The organism is Acinetobacter sp. 197, assembly GCF_048148385.1.
GTDB classification, from domain to species: domain Bacteria; phylum Pseudomonadota; class Gammaproteobacteria; order Pseudomonadales; family Moraxellaceae; genus Acinetobacter; species Acinetobacter pecorum.
On record NZ_JAYWZK010000002.1, the window covers coordinates 109,010 to 123,701 of the forward strand.

A 14,692-nucleotide genomic window follows, 5' to 3' on the forward strand; every position below is an offset into this window, starting at 1 on the left:
CTAAAGGGCCTTCAAAGAATTTCAGATCATAAGTTAAAACTAACTTTAGCGGTATATCAAGGAGATACTCAATGCCTGACTTTATAAGAGCTGTAGGCTTGGGCCTACTTTACCTCCCGCTGATGACCATCAATATCTTTAACACTATATATGCTGATACCTCGCCTATAACCCCTGAATCTCCCAAAGCTATCACATATCCCAATATAGATCGTGGTTTAAATGAAAGCCTTTATCCTGATGAAGAAATCACAGCTAAAAAGATCGCAGACATTATTGAGAAATCTATTCGGAAAGAGTATTCGACCGGTATCGCGCTACGTGATGCACACCCTAAGGCACACGGTTGTGTACGCGCAGAGTTCAAGATAGCTGAAGCACTTCCCAAAGAGTTGGCACAAGGTATTTTTCTTCCCGGAAAAACCTATCAAGCCTGGATACGTTTTTCTAATGGATCTAGTAATGCTCAACAAGCAGATATTAAAAAAGATGCCCGTGGCATGGCAATAAAGCTTTTGGCAGTACCGGGAGAAAGACTTTTAAATCATGATGAAATGTCTACTCAAGATTTCATCATGATTAATCATCCGGTTTTTTTTGTGAATGATCCAGCTCGTTATATGGCATTTATGCAGGATATAAATAGTGAAAGCTTTCTCAAAAAATTGCATACCCCTTTTGCATTAGGGGCTAAAGGAACCTGGATTGCCTTAAATACGAGAAATACAATATCTAATCCTCTGCAAACCCGATATTGGTCCATGGTGCCCTATCAATTAGGAACAGGCAGTGGTCGTCAAGCTGTAAAGTATTCAGCCCAAGCATGTTCAAGAGGAACAGATCCTATACCCTATAATCCCCACAATAATTTTCTAAGAGAAAATCTACGGAACCAATTGCAAAAAAGTAAGGCATGCATGGAGTTTTTAGTACAACCTCGAACATCAAACAGCATGTCGGTCGAAGATTCGATGACCGAATGGCCAGAAAACCAGGCACCTTTTTACAAGCTAGCGACTATTCATATTCCTCAACAGGTTTTTGATACACCTGAACAAAACGAATTTTGTGAAAACCTCTCCTTTACGCCATGGCATACAGTACCGGAACACAAACCTCTGGGAGGAGTAAACCGGATGCGAAAGGTGATTTATGAGCGTATCAGTCAGCTTAGACATGAGATGAATGCTACTAAAAGATTAGAACCACACTGAGAACTAAATATATATGAATTATTAATTAAATTATAACTTAAACTAAAATTAGAGCGATTATTGCATCATTTATTTAATTTAGCTTAATAATTTTAGTAATTTTAGTTTACAAAGTTTGTTAATAGTTAATTTAGAAACATGGCTAAGACTGCTACATTATAAATGAAATTATAAAAATTGAAATGGTATCTGTGATGAAAACAAAAAGTCCTCTCCTGAAAATTATAGTGGGCTGTGCGGGCTTAGGCTCTGCTTATTTGCTCGCCTCTCCTGCTATTTCCCGGAAATGCAAGAATCAGGATTCCCAGAAATGCAATCATCATAATTGTGATATTGCTGCAAAGACCCCCGGAACTCTACTCGCTATCGAAGAACAAAGTACTGATTTATTTCCCCATGCCGCCCAACGATTTTTAATTACCTATCGCAGCCGTGGTATACATTCAGAACCCATTGTTGTCTCCGGATTTGTTTTATTGCCACAAGGCAAACCACCTAGAGGTGGCTGGCCCGTTTTAGCCTGGGCACATGGCACCACCGGAGTGGCAGATACCTGTGCCCCCTCTGGTGATTATGTCGGTGGACCCGTGCATGCCTATCAAGAGCTGGCTTCCAAGCCACTTGATGCCTGGCTTGCCCAAGGCTATGCAGTAGTTGCCACCGATTATCAGGGCTTAGGTACACCCGGTAAACACCCCTACATGAATGCACAGAGCCAACTGCATACTGTGGTTGACTCTGTGAGAGCGCTTCATTTTTTAAAGCCTTATCATTTTAACAGGAAATGGTATGTCATGGGACACAGTCAGGGAGGCGCTGCTGCCCTAATGGTAGCTGCACATGGGCAAAAAGATGCACCCGAGTTAAAGTTACGTGGAGCACTAGTCGTTGCCCCAGGAGGATATCAATATGAGGGAATTGCTCAATACGCAGCCTTGCATCCTCAAATCGAAAAAAGTGTGGTTGCATTTCTTCCTATCGTTCTTTTAGGTGCTGAAGCCGCGGATCCTAGCCTCAATATTATGAATTTATTGAGTCCTGAAATGGCCCAGATTGTCAATTATGCGCGTAATCATGGCTTATCGGAATTACAAGCCGATGTGAAAGAAGCACCTCAAACAGTTTTCAAACCCGATGCAGATCTTAATCCCTTAATAGAATACTCGAAAAAACAATCCATCGAAAATATGATACCTACTGTCCCTGTAATGATAGTTCAGGGTAATAAAGACCAGATTGTAGATTATCAAGGTACTCATGCCTATTATCAGCTAATGTGTACCAAACAAAAGCCGATTGCATTTAAAACTGTTGAAGGTGCAGATCATCATGGCTCTTTAAGACAAAGTCAATTTATGGTCGAAGACTTTATCAACTCAGTTGAACAAGGAAAATTTATGAGTACTTGTGAGACAAATTAATGTTCATATTTTTGTCGATTAGATATTTGTGATCACGGTAACTATATGAAATCTATGAAATATGCAGTCTGTTACTAGACTGCATATCATTAAAAGTTTAGCTATTATGGCCTGAGTATGCCATTAACACGCTTATCGCAGTTAAGCTGTAACGAATATCGAAACGTAATATTTCATTTATTTGAGATTAATCCGGGCCTGCTACAGGCCAACTAACTTTAATTAATCCAAATTTTATTCCTTCGCAAACGTGTAGCTAAAGCAAGTATTAGAGCTTTTGCTGAAACTCATAATTTTGATTTTTGAGTTCCCCATTTTGATTCCTTAATTCTTTAGCAAACAACAATGAGAATGAAAGAGGTTCTTTATGTGCTCGAACTATGAATTCCCTTCAAAAAAACGTCTTTCCTTACTAGATATTCATGAAGAACAACTGGAACTCGGAATAAAAATACATGTTTATCCATTAGCACCCGCCCCAATCATTATGCGTGGTGCGGACAAGTTTGAGCTGGATATTGCACGTTTCGGACTAGTTCCATCTTGGGCAAAAGAGTTGAAATATGGCAGACATACCTACAATGCCCGGAGTGAAACAGTGGCATCCAAACCAAGTTTTCGACATGCCTGGAAAAATAACCAGTTTACTTTAGTCCCAGTCGATACATTCTTTGAGCCTAAATATATAGACGATAAACCACACTGGTTTGGTATTTCACGTGAAGATGGTCATCCTTTCACGGTTGCAGCAATTTATGAGGATGCATTGATTGAAGGTGAGAAAATCAGATCCTTTTCGATGCTTACCATAAATTCGGATCAGCACCCATTTATGAAACGGTTTCACAAGCCGAATGATGAAAAACGTTCGATTATTGTGATTCCTGAAGAATTACGACACGACTGGCTCAACTGCGACCATGAACAAGCTCATAATTTTTTCTTTGAAATGAAAGATGAATTTATAGCAAGGCCTAAAGAGCAAGGTTTGTGGACCAACTGAAAAGCCCTAAACCAAGTTAGGGCTTTATTCATATAAAATACTTATTTCTGCTCTCTCAATGGATTTTCTGGCTCGGCATTGGGTTTTTTCTCCGGCTTGACATGCTTATAAGATTCCTGATTCCCTTTATCGTCATTTGATTCTTTTTGTGGATTTGATTCCTGCTCTTGCTCTGGCTTATTTGTCATATATATCTCCTCGATCTGTTTACTCAAAATAAATATGACATCTGACAATAAACATCAATGTTATTTATGTTTCACATTTACATTATAGAAATTTAATCTCTTCAGCATGTACTCACTTCTCACAGCACCTGTCACACATAAGTTAATAAGTCTCGATAGCTGATTGGAGGATAATACCGTATGAGAATATAAACTTACTTATTGGTTAATAGAGAGTCTTGGCGGTGTAATTAAAGGATTCAGACGCCCCCTGTTTTTTGAATATTTTGCTAACGTGTGTCATTCAATATGTCTGAAATGCGATTACGTCACCACCTCAGATAAGTCTGCTTGACTGACTTTGTTGTTCCACCAGAAAGACAGAAAATGTGGTGCAATAATGGCCAGCAATCAAAAGACTGTTTTAAGCATCACATTTACAATACTTCTTTCCCATGGCCTTTATCATATTCATAGAAGAAAAAACATGACGAATATAAATTTATCTTGCCGGATACATAAGTATCGTAATCAACCAAATCTTGTTTTCACCGAGACCAAATACGAAAATCTTCCAACCTTATCTCTATTATAAGGAAAATTTCATCAGTAAAGCCCTCGCCACCTGGTGATTGAACTGGAAAGGCTTTACGTTTATTGTTGGAATATTATTCAATATTTTTCAAGCAATCACGACACTCTTTTATTTCATCATCATCACAGGTGTAATCGATTTCAGTTGCACCATGAAGACCAAATAAACAAAATATAAATTGCATCATGTTTTTCTCCTTTTATATAAATCTCGATTCTGAATCGAGCTTTATTGCTTCAAATATAAAATGATCCAATACATCATGATTTGGATCAGCTGAATAAGCTGGAACGACTTCGCTACTCTGCTCCGTATTTAGGTAAATTAAAGCCTTCAGAGCTAAGTCCGTACAGGTTCTTCAGCTTTAGTCATCTGGTCCTTTTTACAATGCTCGTTGCTCATCATCTGACACATTTTTTCTTTGCAAGATTTAAAACAACAGCCGACCATCACGCCCATGCCAAATGCGCATATACATCTCATCATAGCTTTGTCCTGTCTTTTCGTGAAAAGAGATATATAAATAACATCTATTCATGTATTTCTCTTGAGAGAATTTTCATGCTTTATGTTGTGAATGAAAACTTATGTGAACAACAGGGGCGAAAACTACAATCAGTATCAAAAAAGAAGATTGTTGCGAAAAAGAAAAAGCCTGTTCAACTCTCCTCAATTGAACAGGCTTTGTAATATGCTGATTTTTAATTATTTAAATTAAGTTTTTTAGAATGACGCCAAGATATCACTAGCCAACCACCCAATCTGTGTAGGATATATAGATTCAATGTTTCCAAATGTGAAATATTCACTATTTCTGTTAAATAAATGTCTGTATTTTAGGCAAAAATATTTTCACCCCTCAAATTTGACCAATAAACATCCAAATATTAAAGATGATCAATTCAAATAAATATTAAAAAGCTTGGTTCAAATTTTGGGAGAAGATTCTCATTTTTAAAATACTTGCTACTAACTATATATAGTTTCTCAACAACTTATAAAATTTGCAGATGGCTGCTTTCTTTTTCGCTATTTATCTCTATAATTTTTCATATAAGGCATATCAACATTTAGCACTATGAAAAAACGCATACTGATTACTGTCTTGATGAGCGTGGCAATATGTGGTTGCCAAAAACAACAAGCAGAGAGCTCAGCCAAACCTGATTCAAATATCAGAGCACAGTTTGAACAGTCAGATAACCAGCTCAGTGTTTATCTGGATAAACTAGATTCTTCAACAATTAGTATAGAAGAAAGAATCCGCATCCTCTGTAACCAGTATCCTGAAGAATATAAAAATAATTACATGCCAGCACTACTACAACTTGCCCCTCAGGAATATACAGAAAAGGATCTACTCCAAGATCTAGACAATGCGCTGAATTTCTACAAGCAGAAAGCTAATATTCAGTGTTCCTAGTTGATATATTCAATTTTATAAGAAAAAGTAAATGCATAAAAAACCGCCTTATTCAGGCGGTTTTTTATAAATAGCGTATATTCTGGAAAGAATTAACGCTTTATTTTTCACTCATCTTGTTGATTTCGTGAATTTTGTTGTTGCTGGTTACTTTTTTGCTGTGGCTGTTGTTGCTGTTGGCCTTGCTGGTTTTGTTGCTGATTGCGCTGCGGTTGCTGCTGTTGTTGCTGATTACTTTGACTCTGCGGCTGTTGTTGCTGCTGGTTGTGTTGTTGCTGATTTGGATTTTGCTGGTTATTTTGCTGACGCTGTTGATCTTGATTGCGTTGTTGATTTTGCTGTTGCTGTTGTTGGTTCTGTTGGTCTTGCTGTTGGTTATTAGCCATGGTGGTATTCCTTACTATTTGCTTTAAATTAAAAGCCGATAGAGTTTCGACTTAATAACCACTCTACTCATTTTTTAGATTTATCCAACCTTTGACCTGTTACAGTTTAATTCAATGTAAAAAATAGTAAGCTAAGTAATTGAAGTGGAGATTAATGAGCAACATAAATCACCTAATATAATGCAAAAGAAACATAAGGAAAGATATAAAAATCAAAACTATTATCCAATAAAAGAAATAACTTAAGCTCTGTTTTATATATAGAAAAATTGAAAAATATTATTAAATACAACTTACCATAACTTATGCTTTTGATATTTATAAATATATAAAAAAATTTATCTTTTGCAATATTTTTTGAAAATCGAATTAAATATTCATAATCCATTTTTTAAAATATTTTAAACACATCTTAATACGATAATTAAAATAATTTCCTCAATAATAATTTTTGTTTATAGATTTTATCTTGATTTTGACTTAAATAATTTTTTCTTTTTTTACTATTAATTTAGGTAAACTCATTGTTTTAAATTATCTTTATTAGATCACTTCTATATAATAAGTCTCCTTTAAGGAGACTTATTAGACTCATTTTTTATTAGATATTGACCACTTTAACAATAATAGTCTGAGTATCTTCCTGCTCTTCAGCTAGATGTAAACGTTTAAGCTCCTTGCTTATCACCTTAAACTGTAAGTTCTGATAAGAAAGCGTGCTTGGAATCTGATCAAAATATTGACCATCAGCATCGATTTCTTCCTGAAATAACGGTGTTCCCAATTGATAGTCAAGACTTTTCAAGACAACATATTTTACTGTGGTTTGCATTCCAACGCCCTACTTTTACTAAGCACTTTATTTTTATTTTTACCACTGTTCCGCTTGAGAAGAAACCTCTATTTATGAAAATAGCCCAAGCTTTAACCACTCAGACTATAAAGTCCAAACAACATGAAATTACACTTATCTCTGAAAATAGTTTTAATTTTCATAAAAATATAAATATACTTGAAGTTAATGGATGGAAAAATCTGTCTAGATTGATCGACAATCACTACTCCCACAAAGAAATAGAGAGACTATGATAAAAACCTGTTGCAGCTTACTCGAAGAGAAAAATATAAAAATTGCCTTTATCGAAAGCGCAAGTTCTGGATATCTCAGCAGCCAGTTCTCCATCTGTAAAGGTGAAGGTGCCGAAATTCTGCTTGGTGGTTTGATCTGCTACGATGTAAGTGTCAAGACTTCAGTATTGGGTATCTCTAAAACCTTGATTAATAGTCATACTGCCGAATCTATGCCGGTAACTGTTGCGCTGGCGGAAGCAGGTAAAAAAATGTTTCGTAATGCTGACTGGATTATCGCCTGTACCGGATTGCTTAAACCAGGTGGTAGCGCGACACCAGAGAAACCGGAAGGAACATTTTTTGTGGCCATTAATGATGGCACGCAAATCCATCAGTTTCAGTATTATCTCAAAGGCTCACCACTTGAACGCCTCAACAAACTGTCGGCAGCGGTTGCACATGACATGATCAATCTGCTGAATAACCGCTAAGCTTTCAAAGTTACTGTGTAGCCTGAATAAGCTTCATTATTTCTACCGTATTTTAGGATAGATTGGCATGATTAGTTGCCAATCTATTTTTTTTTGAGAGTGGAATGACCATGAATATTAAAACCGCACTGCTTCTGCTCCCTCTTAGCTTGCCCGGTCTGGCTTTCGCTACAGTAGGCGGCCCACAAAATATTGAAGTTTTAGGCTATGAAGTCAAAGAACAAAAACTTTATATCCTTCGTCATTACCTTGATGGTCGTGGACGCTTGCCTCAACTGTATTATTATAATTTTAAATCTAAAACACCGAATCAGCTGATTCAGGTCAATTCCTTATATATCAATCCTAAAACCAAGCGCATCGATTATGATCAGGATAGCCGCAAGTTTGATCAGGACATCGCTAAAATCAAAAAACGTTTAGTCCCCTTGAGTCCGATTCAAAAATCAAAACCACAGCTTACGGTGTTAAAGACAACAAAAGGTAGCGCGCCTGCCTGGCATGATCCGAATGAAAAAGTGCCAAAATGGACCTATCAATATCAAGTGAAATCTGGCGCACAAAAAAGCCCGGTTCAGCAAGCAGTCAGTTATCAGCAAGGCTTGAAAATTAGCCAAGCCTATAAAGTTCCGCGACAGAATAAAACTCTGGTAACAGTAAAATACTTAGGCATTCCTTTTGAAACAGGTTATAGCATTGAAGATCCGGCACTGTTAAGCCGATAACGAAACCGATAAAAAAATAAGGTCTCAATTGAGACCTTATTTTTTATTTTTACCACAGAAACAGATTAAGCTGCGGTAGAACGTTCAGCGATTGGCACTACTTTACGCAACTCTGGCCCGGTATAGTCTGCGCTTGGACGGATAATACGGTTGTCTGCACGTTGTTCCATCACATGCGCTGACCAGCCTGTCACACGTGACATAACAAAGATTGGGGTAAACAGCTTGGTTGGAATACCCATGAAGTGATAAGCAGATGCATGGAAGAAATCCGCATTACAGAATAATTTCTTCTCACGCCACATCACTTCTTCGCAGCGCACTGAGACTGGATACAGTACCGTGTCACCGACATCTTTGGCTAAACGTTCAGACCAGACTTTGATGATGCCATTACGCGGATCATTGTCCTTATAGATCGCATGCCCGAAGCCCATGATTTTTTCTTTACGTTCCAGCATACCCAGCATTTCACGTTCAGCTTCTTCAGGCGACGTCCAGTTTTCGATCATGTCCATTGCAGCTTCATTGGCACCGCCATGTAAAGGGCCACGCAAGGAACCAATTGCGCCGGTAATACAGGAATGCATATCGGACAGCGTTGATGCACACACACGAGCGGTAAAAGTCGAAGCATTGAATTCATGCTCTGCATACAGAATCAAGGAAACATTCATTACCTGTTCATGTAGCTCATTTGGTTTTTCACCATGCAGAAGATGCAGGAACTGTGCACCAATTGAAGCATCGTCAGTATTTTCTTCAATACGCACGCCGTCATGGCTATAACGATACCAGTAACAAATGATTGCCGGCAAAGTTGCCAAAATACGGTCTGCGATATCCTGTTGCTGCTCAAAAGACTGCTCAGTTTCAAGATTTCCCAGCATGGAAACACCAGTACGCATCACATCCATTGGGTGTGAATCGGCAGGAATACGCTCAAGCACTTCTTTTAACGCCTGGGGTAAAGTGCGTAATGATTTCAGTTTAGCTTTATAGGCGGCCAATTGCTCTGCTGTCGGCAATTCGCCAAAGAAAATCAGATAAGCGACTTCTTCAAACTGGCAATGTTCCGCCAGATCCTGCACGTCATAGCCGCGATAGGTCAGGCCTGCGCCACTTTTGCCTACTGTTGAAAGTGAGGTTTTACCTGCCACTTGTCCGCGCAATCCTGCGCCGGTGAGTACTTTTCCTTCAGCCATTTTTTTAATTCTCCTGTTTAAACAGTTTATCTAATGTGTCTTCGAAGCTGTGATAATCTAAAAATTCGTAGAGTTCTTTTCGTTGTTGCATGAGATCCAGCACATTCACCTGAGTGCCGTGTTCACGTACCGACTGCATCACCTCAAGCGCTGCCTTCTGCATAGCACGCGTCGCTGATAATGGATACAGCACCATGCCAATACCCTGCTCGGCCAGTTCATCTACCGTATAATACGGCGTATCACCAAATTCGGTAATATTCGCCAAGACGGGCACACCAACTGCATCACATACTGTACGGTACATGGTAATATCGGTCATCGCCTCAGCAAAGATTGCATCTGCGCCCGCTTCAACGCACGCACAAGCACGGTCAATCACGGCTTGCAGGCCTTCTTTTTGCAGCGCATCAGTACGCGCCATTACCACAAAGTTTGAATCGGTTTTCGCATCCACAGCCGCTTTGATACGATCGATCATTTCCTGTTGCGATACGATTTCTTTATTTGGACGGTGACCACAACGTTTCTGTGCAACCTGATCTTCAATATGAACTGCAGCGGCTCCTGCTGCAATCATCTGCTTGATCGTGCGGGCAATATTTAATGCACCGCCCCATCCGGTATCAATATCGACCAATAAAGGGGTATCGACACGCTCGGTAATGCGGCGTACATCTTCAAGAACATTATCCAGGCTGGTCATACCCAGATCAGGCAAACCATAAGAATAATTTGCGACTCCGGCACCTGATAAATAAATGGCTTTATAACCGACCTGTTTGGCCATCATGGCAGCATAGGCATTTACCGTGCCCATAATTTGCAATGGTTTCTCGACTTCAAGTGCTTGTCTAAATCTTGAACCTGCAGAGATTTGTTCTGTCATCTTCCTTTTCCACAGTCTTGGCTATAATTATTGAAATTCGAGTATACCCATTTGGTTTGCTCATTCCATAACCCGATAGAACAAATACTCTAAAACTTTAGTCAAATTTTCAAGTTTTGTTCTCACTAATTTTTTAAATACTGCACCTCTCTGGTGCGATTATGAAATATGCGCATATTTTTGTTATGATGGCAGTTCAATCCTTATTGACATGTTGATATATATCTCCTATGCAAGACCTCTCCCTAGAACCGCTCGCCAAAGACCTGCCGCAAACCAAACGCGGTCATGAGCGTTGTATTGCTTTACTAAACAGTGCAACCGAGCTGTTTCTGGAACGGGGTTATGATGCTGTCTCTCTGGATGATATCGTGCAGCATGCCGGTGGTTCCAAAGCATCTATTTATAAATACTTTGGTAATAAAGAAGGTTTGTTTAAAGCCATCTGTGATTACCGCCGTATCAAGTTTTTTGAAGATATCAGTATTCCCATTGAACTGATGGCACTGGATTTTCGTAGTTATTTGGTACACACCTTGCTCAATTTTTATCATCAGATCATGCAACCAGAGAATTCCGCTTTTATGCGTCTGGTTCTGGAACAGAGTCAGCGTAATCCTGAGCTCGCCCAGCATATTCATGAGCGTGGCCCAGTGCATGTACAAAGTGCCATTGCAACGGCTTTAGAACAAGCAGATGTACAAGGTTTATTACATTGCGAAAATCCTCAATATTCAGCACAGCTGTATTTTGGTATTTTACGCAATCTGGAATGGCGCATCCTGATGGGAATTCCGGTACAGGAAGATGATCAGGAAATCGACAAATACATCAGTTATTGTGTAGATCGCTTTTTAGACGGTCATCAAAAAGTCTAGTTTTTTTGCATTTTTGACTGCTTATAGTATATTAGCCGATTCCGTATTTTTTCTTAAACTAACCAACAACTGATTGTTGATCGAGTTTTTCGGCAATTATTGTGGAGTAACGAATGGCTCTCCGTCACTTTCTCACCTTACGCGATTTATCAACTTTAGAACTTAACCAGATTTTACAACGCGCAATTGAGCTTAAGCGCAAACAGCATAACAATGAAGTATTCCAACCATTTGTTGGTAAAGTGATGGGCATGATTTTTGAGAAATCCAGTACCCGTACGCGTGTTTCGTTTGAAGCTGGCATGAGCCAATTTGGCGGTAGCGCAATTTTTCTTTCTTCACGCGATACCCAGTTAGGCCGTGGTGAACCGATTGAAGATTCTGCACGCGTGATTTCAAGTATGCTGGATATCGTGATGATCCGTACTTTTGGTCATGATATCGTTGAACGTTTTGCATCCTATTCTAAAGTTCCAGTGATCAATGCGCTGACTGATGATCACCACCCTTGCCAGCTGCTTGCCGACATGCAGACTTACCTGGAACATCGCGGTTCAATCGAAGGTAAAACTGTGGCCTGGATTGGTGACGGCAATAACATGTGTAATTCTTATATTGAAGCAGCACACATGTGGGGCTTTAAGCTGAAAGTGGCTGCACCGAAAGGTTATGAACCGCAGCAACAGTTCCTGTCTGAATTCGCGCATTGTGTCGAGCTGGTAGATACTGCTGAAGATGCAGCCGTGAATGCCGATCTGATCGTGACTGACGTTTGGGCCAGCATGGGTCAGGAAGAAGAACAGAAAATCCGTGAAAAAGCATTTGCAGACTACCAAGTCAATGAACGCTTGATGGATCTTGCGCATCCAGACTGTCTGTTCATGCACTGTCTGCCAGCGCATCGTGGTGAAGAAATTTCAGAAAATCTGCTTGACCATAAAAATGCTGTGGTTTGGGATGAAGCTGAAAATCGTCTGCATGCACAAAAAGCGCTGGTTGAGTTTCTGCTCAATGAAAACCTGAAAAAAGACTGATAATTTATAAACTATGAAAAAGCACCTCCCGAGGTGCTTTTTTGATTTTCCACTTCCTAAAGATCATCTTTTAGATATTGAGCTTCTTTAGGAAGTTGCCAGCTGCAGAAGAAACATATAATCAAAATCACGATCACATAGACAAAGAAACTGTTTTCTATTCCTGCTGCCTTAAACTGTAGTGCAACAGAGGGTGCGGAGCCACCAAAGACCGCGTTCCCAACAGCATAGGAAAAGCCTACCCCAAGCGCACGCACATGAGGCGGAAACAATTCTGCTTTTACAATACCGCTAATAGAGGTATAGAAACTAAGTATCATCATTAGAAAGATCAGCAGAAACGCTACAATCAAGGGAGAGCTGCTGAAGGCACGCATACCGAGCACCATGACGGGATAAATCGCAATAGCCATCAGACTGCTAAACAGTAGCATTGAGTTTCTTCGTCCAATACGGTCGGACAGCATGCCAAAAAAGGGTTGTGCTATCATGAGAATAAAGATAGACGCTGTCATAATCAGTCCTACGGTTTTGGCATCAATCCCAATATTGGTCAGATAAGTTTTTGAGTAAACCGTGATCACATAGAAACTCAAAGAACCTGCTGAAGTCAAACCAACGACCAGCAAAAAGGTTTTCCAGTGGTTTTTAAATAGCTCTTTAAGTGTGCCGGATTCCTGCTTTTCACTATCTTCATGCGATAAAGTTTCTTCAAGCCGGCTACGTGCCAGTAAAGAAGCAAGTGCAGCCACGCCACCTATAACAAAAGGAATACGCCAACCTCCATCTTGTAACTGCTGTTCCGTCATCATATTCAAGAAAATGACGCCCAACAAGCTTGCCAAGAGTTGACCACCAGTTAAGGTTACATATTGAAAAGAAGAAAAGAATCCACGTTGACCCTTGAGGCCGAGTTCACTCATATAAGTTGCGACTGCACCATATTCCCCCCCTACAGACAAGCCCTGTAGCAGACGTACAAGTAGCAACAGAAAAGGAGCTATCATTCCGACTTGTTCATAGGTAGGTAAAGCCGCAAACAGGAAAGAGCTCAATGCCATCAAACAGATTGAAATAACCATCGACTTCTTGCGGCCATATTTATCCGCAATACGCCCAAATAACCAACTACCAATGGGACGCATGAAAAAGCTGGCTGCAAATACTCCCCAAACGTAAATCGCCTGGGCAGAACTTTCCATTCCAGGAGCGGTTAATGCATGGGTAAAATACACTGCAAATACAGCATAAATGTAGAAATCAAACCATTCGACCAGGTTACCAGAAGCTGCTCCAACAACACCTTTAATTCGACTAATTTTTTCTTGTCTAGTATAAGTTTGGTTCAAAATACGACATCCTTATTTTAATTATTCAGGTTCAAAATTTATAGGTATTAGGCATATATCTTCCTACTAACTGTTTCCCCTTCTCCAGAAACCCAAGCTAGAGCTATTACTTTTTATTGTAGATTTTTTATAAATATAAGCTTTGCTGAATAGTCAGACAAAATAATAAGTGTAATTTTTGATGAGTTTTTTGAAGCTGAAATATGAAAATTCTAATACTCATAGGCAAATATTGTTACTAAAACTTAGCGCTTAAGTATTCGCTATGAAATTAAAGTTGTGTGTTGTTTCTATTCATGGCATGTTTCTATTTTTCTCATAAAGTTAACGTAATTTCTGTGATTCATATGAAATATAATATTAAGCTACTCAGCGTTTTAGGACTTGGTCTCGGTCTACTCACAACAAATGTAAATGCTTCCGAATTTGATCAATATCTTCATAAAAAAGGGATTCTCGACAGTAGCTTTAAAATTAAGAAAAAAGCTGAACTGAATGAATTGCTGACAGTACTGAGCGCAGAAGATTCCAGAACCTTGCCTCTGCAAATTGACCAGAATACAGTGATTGAACAATTGCAGCTAAGCGCTAATAAAACCACGCTAAAAGGAATGATTACCACACCCGACTTCAGCCAGTTTGAAAAAGACCTCGGGCGCAAAGAGGTGATGAAAGTAATTCGTAATAATCTGCTCAATAATTGTGAAATTTTCTTTGAACATCGTTATCAGATTGAGAACCCTTACAAGGTTGAACTTACATTGAACTCGCAAACGCAAACTTATAAGACTGCTATTTCCCAGAAAGATTGCAAATTGAAATAGTCTAAATATATAAGAAA

General features: G+C 39.2%; 16 protein-coding genes. 10 read left to right on the forward strand and 6 right to left on the reverse strand.

All coding sequences use genetic code 11. The annotated features are described in order from the left end of the window. Nucleotides 1-71: 71 nt before the first annotated feature. The 3 genes from VXQ11_RS03120 to VXQ11_RS03130 all read left to right on the forward strand — a co-directional run bounded on the left by VXQ11_RS03120 (nucleotide 72) and on the right by VXQ11_RS03130 (nucleotide 3,638). The gene (locus VXQ11_RS03120) at nucleotides 72-1,214 is read left to right on the forward strand and encodes a catalase family protein (RefSeq protein ID WP_416680057.1); all 1,143 of its coding nucleotides are present in this window, start codon (nucleotides 72-74) and stop codon (nucleotides 1,212-1,214) included. Nucleotides 1,215-1,396: 182 nt separating this feature from the next. Further along, the gene (locus VXQ11_RS03125) at nucleotides 1,397-2,635 is read left to right on the forward strand and encodes an alpha/beta hydrolase family protein (RefSeq protein WP_416680056.1); all 1,239 of its coding nucleotides are present in this window, start codon (nucleotides 1,397-1,399) and stop codon (nucleotides 2,633-2,635) included. A 367-nt stretch (nucleotides 2,636-3,002) separates the two neighbouring features. Further along, the gene (locus VXQ11_RS03130) at nucleotides 3,003-3,638 is read left to right on the forward strand and encodes an SOS response-associated peptidase (RefSeq protein WP_179992347.1); all 636 of its coding nucleotides are present in this window, start codon (nucleotides 3,003-3,005) and stop codon (nucleotides 3,636-3,638) included. A 41-nt stretch (nucleotides 3,639-3,679) separates the two neighbouring features. Here VXQ11_RS03130 and VXQ11_RS03135 read toward each other — a convergent pair whose 3' ends face one another. Next, entirely contained in the window at nucleotides 3,680-3,826 is a 147-nt protein-coding gene (locus VXQ11_RS03135) for a hypothetical protein (protein WP_171254943.1), read from the reverse strand. A 961-nt stretch (nucleotides 3,827-4,787) separates the two neighbouring features. On the opposite strand from VXQ11_RS03135, the gene VXQ11_RS03140 reads away from it, so the two are divergent. Both VXQ11_RS03140 and VXQ11_RS03145 read left to right on the forward strand, forming a co-directional pair. Further along, nucleotides 4,788-5,090 (forward strand): hypothetical protein, encoded by a 303-nt coding sequence (locus VXQ11_RS03140; RefSeq protein ID WP_171254942.1) that lies wholly within the window; start codon nucleotides 4,788-4,790, stop codon nucleotides 5,088-5,090. Nucleotides 5,091-5,478: 388 nt separating this feature from the next. After that, entirely contained in the window at nucleotides 5,479-5,823 is a 345-nt protein-coding gene (locus tag VXQ11_RS03145) for a hypothetical protein (protein ID WP_064102080.1), read from the forward strand. A gap of 107 nt (nucleotides 5,824-5,930) precedes the next feature. On the opposite strand, the gene VXQ11_RS03150 is transcribed toward VXQ11_RS03145, so the two are convergent. Next, nucleotides 5,931-6,209: a hypothetical protein gene (locus VXQ11_RS03150; protein ID WP_064102079.1), complete on the reverse strand. Its 279-nt coding sequence runs from the start codon at nucleotides 6,207-6,209 to the stop codon at nucleotides 5,931-5,933. A 601-nt stretch (nucleotides 6,210-6,810) separates the two neighbouring features. Further along, complete coding sequence (locus VXQ11_RS03155) at nucleotides 6,811-7,041, reverse strand: hypothetical protein (protein WP_064102078.1); 231 nt, start codon at nucleotides 7,039-7,041, stop codon at nucleotides 6,811-6,813. Nucleotides 7,042-7,294: 253 nt separating this feature from the next. Between VXQ11_RS03155 and VXQ11_RS03160 the strand changes: the two genes are divergently transcribed. Continuing rightward, a complete protein-coding gene (locus tag VXQ11_RS03160; RefSeq protein WP_064096108.1) occupies nucleotides 7,295-7,771 on the forward strand; it encodes a CinA family protein in 477 nt (158 codons plus the stop codon). A 104-nt stretch (nucleotides 7,772-7,875) separates the two neighbouring features. Continuing rightward, nucleotides 7,876-8,496: an aminotransferase gene (locus VXQ11_RS03165; RefSeq protein ID WP_081408800.1), complete on the forward strand. Its 621-nt coding sequence runs from the start codon at nucleotides 7,876-7,878 to the stop codon at nucleotides 8,494-8,496. A 65-nt stretch (nucleotides 8,497-8,561) separates the two neighbouring features. Here VXQ11_RS03165 and prpC read toward each other — a convergent pair whose 3' ends face one another. Beyond that, on the reverse strand, nucleotides 8,562-9,701 hold the full coding sequence (gene prpC, locus VXQ11_RS03170; RefSeq protein ID WP_005246530.1) for a bifunctional 2-methylcitrate synthase/citrate synthase: 1,140 nt from the start codon (nucleotides 9,699-9,701) through the stop codon (nucleotides 8,562-8,564). 4 nt (nucleotides 9,702-9,705) lie between these two features. Continuing rightward, nucleotides 9,706-10,590, reverse strand: a complete 885-nt coding sequence (gene prpB / locus VXQ11_RS03175) for a methylisocitrate lyase (protein ID WP_416705407.1) — start codon at nucleotides 10,588-10,590, stop codon at nucleotides 9,706-9,708. A 230-nt stretch (nucleotides 10,591-10,820) separates the two neighbouring features. On the opposite strand from prpB, the gene VXQ11_RS03180 reads away from it, so the two are divergent. Both VXQ11_RS03180 and argF read left to right on the forward strand, forming a co-directional pair. Further along, nucleotides 10,821-11,468, forward strand: coding sequence for a TetR/AcrR family transcriptional regulator (locus tag VXQ11_RS03180; protein WP_191731164.1), 648 nt, complete (start codon nucleotides 10,821-10,823; stop codon nucleotides 11,466-11,468). 113 nt (nucleotides 11,469-11,581) lie between these two features. Then, nucleotides 11,582-12,502, forward strand: coding sequence for an ornithine carbamoyltransferase (argF, locus tag VXQ11_RS03185; protein WP_191731165.1), 921 nt, complete (start codon nucleotides 11,582-11,584; stop codon nucleotides 12,500-12,502). Nucleotides 12,503-12,558: 56 nt separating this feature from the next. On the opposite strand, the gene VXQ11_RS03190 is transcribed toward argF, so the two are convergent. Then, nucleotides 12,559-13,851, reverse strand: a complete 1,293-nt coding sequence (locus tag VXQ11_RS03190; RefSeq protein WP_416705408.1) for an MFS transporter — start codon at nucleotides 13,849-13,851, stop codon at nucleotides 12,559-12,561. A gap of 347 nt (nucleotides 13,852-14,198) precedes the next feature. Here VXQ11_RS03190 and VXQ11_RS03195 point away from each other — a divergent pair, with 347 nt between their 5' ends. Continuing rightward, nucleotides 14,199-14,675: a hypothetical protein gene (locus tag VXQ11_RS03195; protein WP_064102169.1), complete on the forward strand. Its 477-nt coding sequence runs from the start codon at nucleotides 14,199-14,201 to the stop codon at nucleotides 14,673-14,675. Nucleotides 14,676-14,692: the final 17 nt, after the last annotated feature.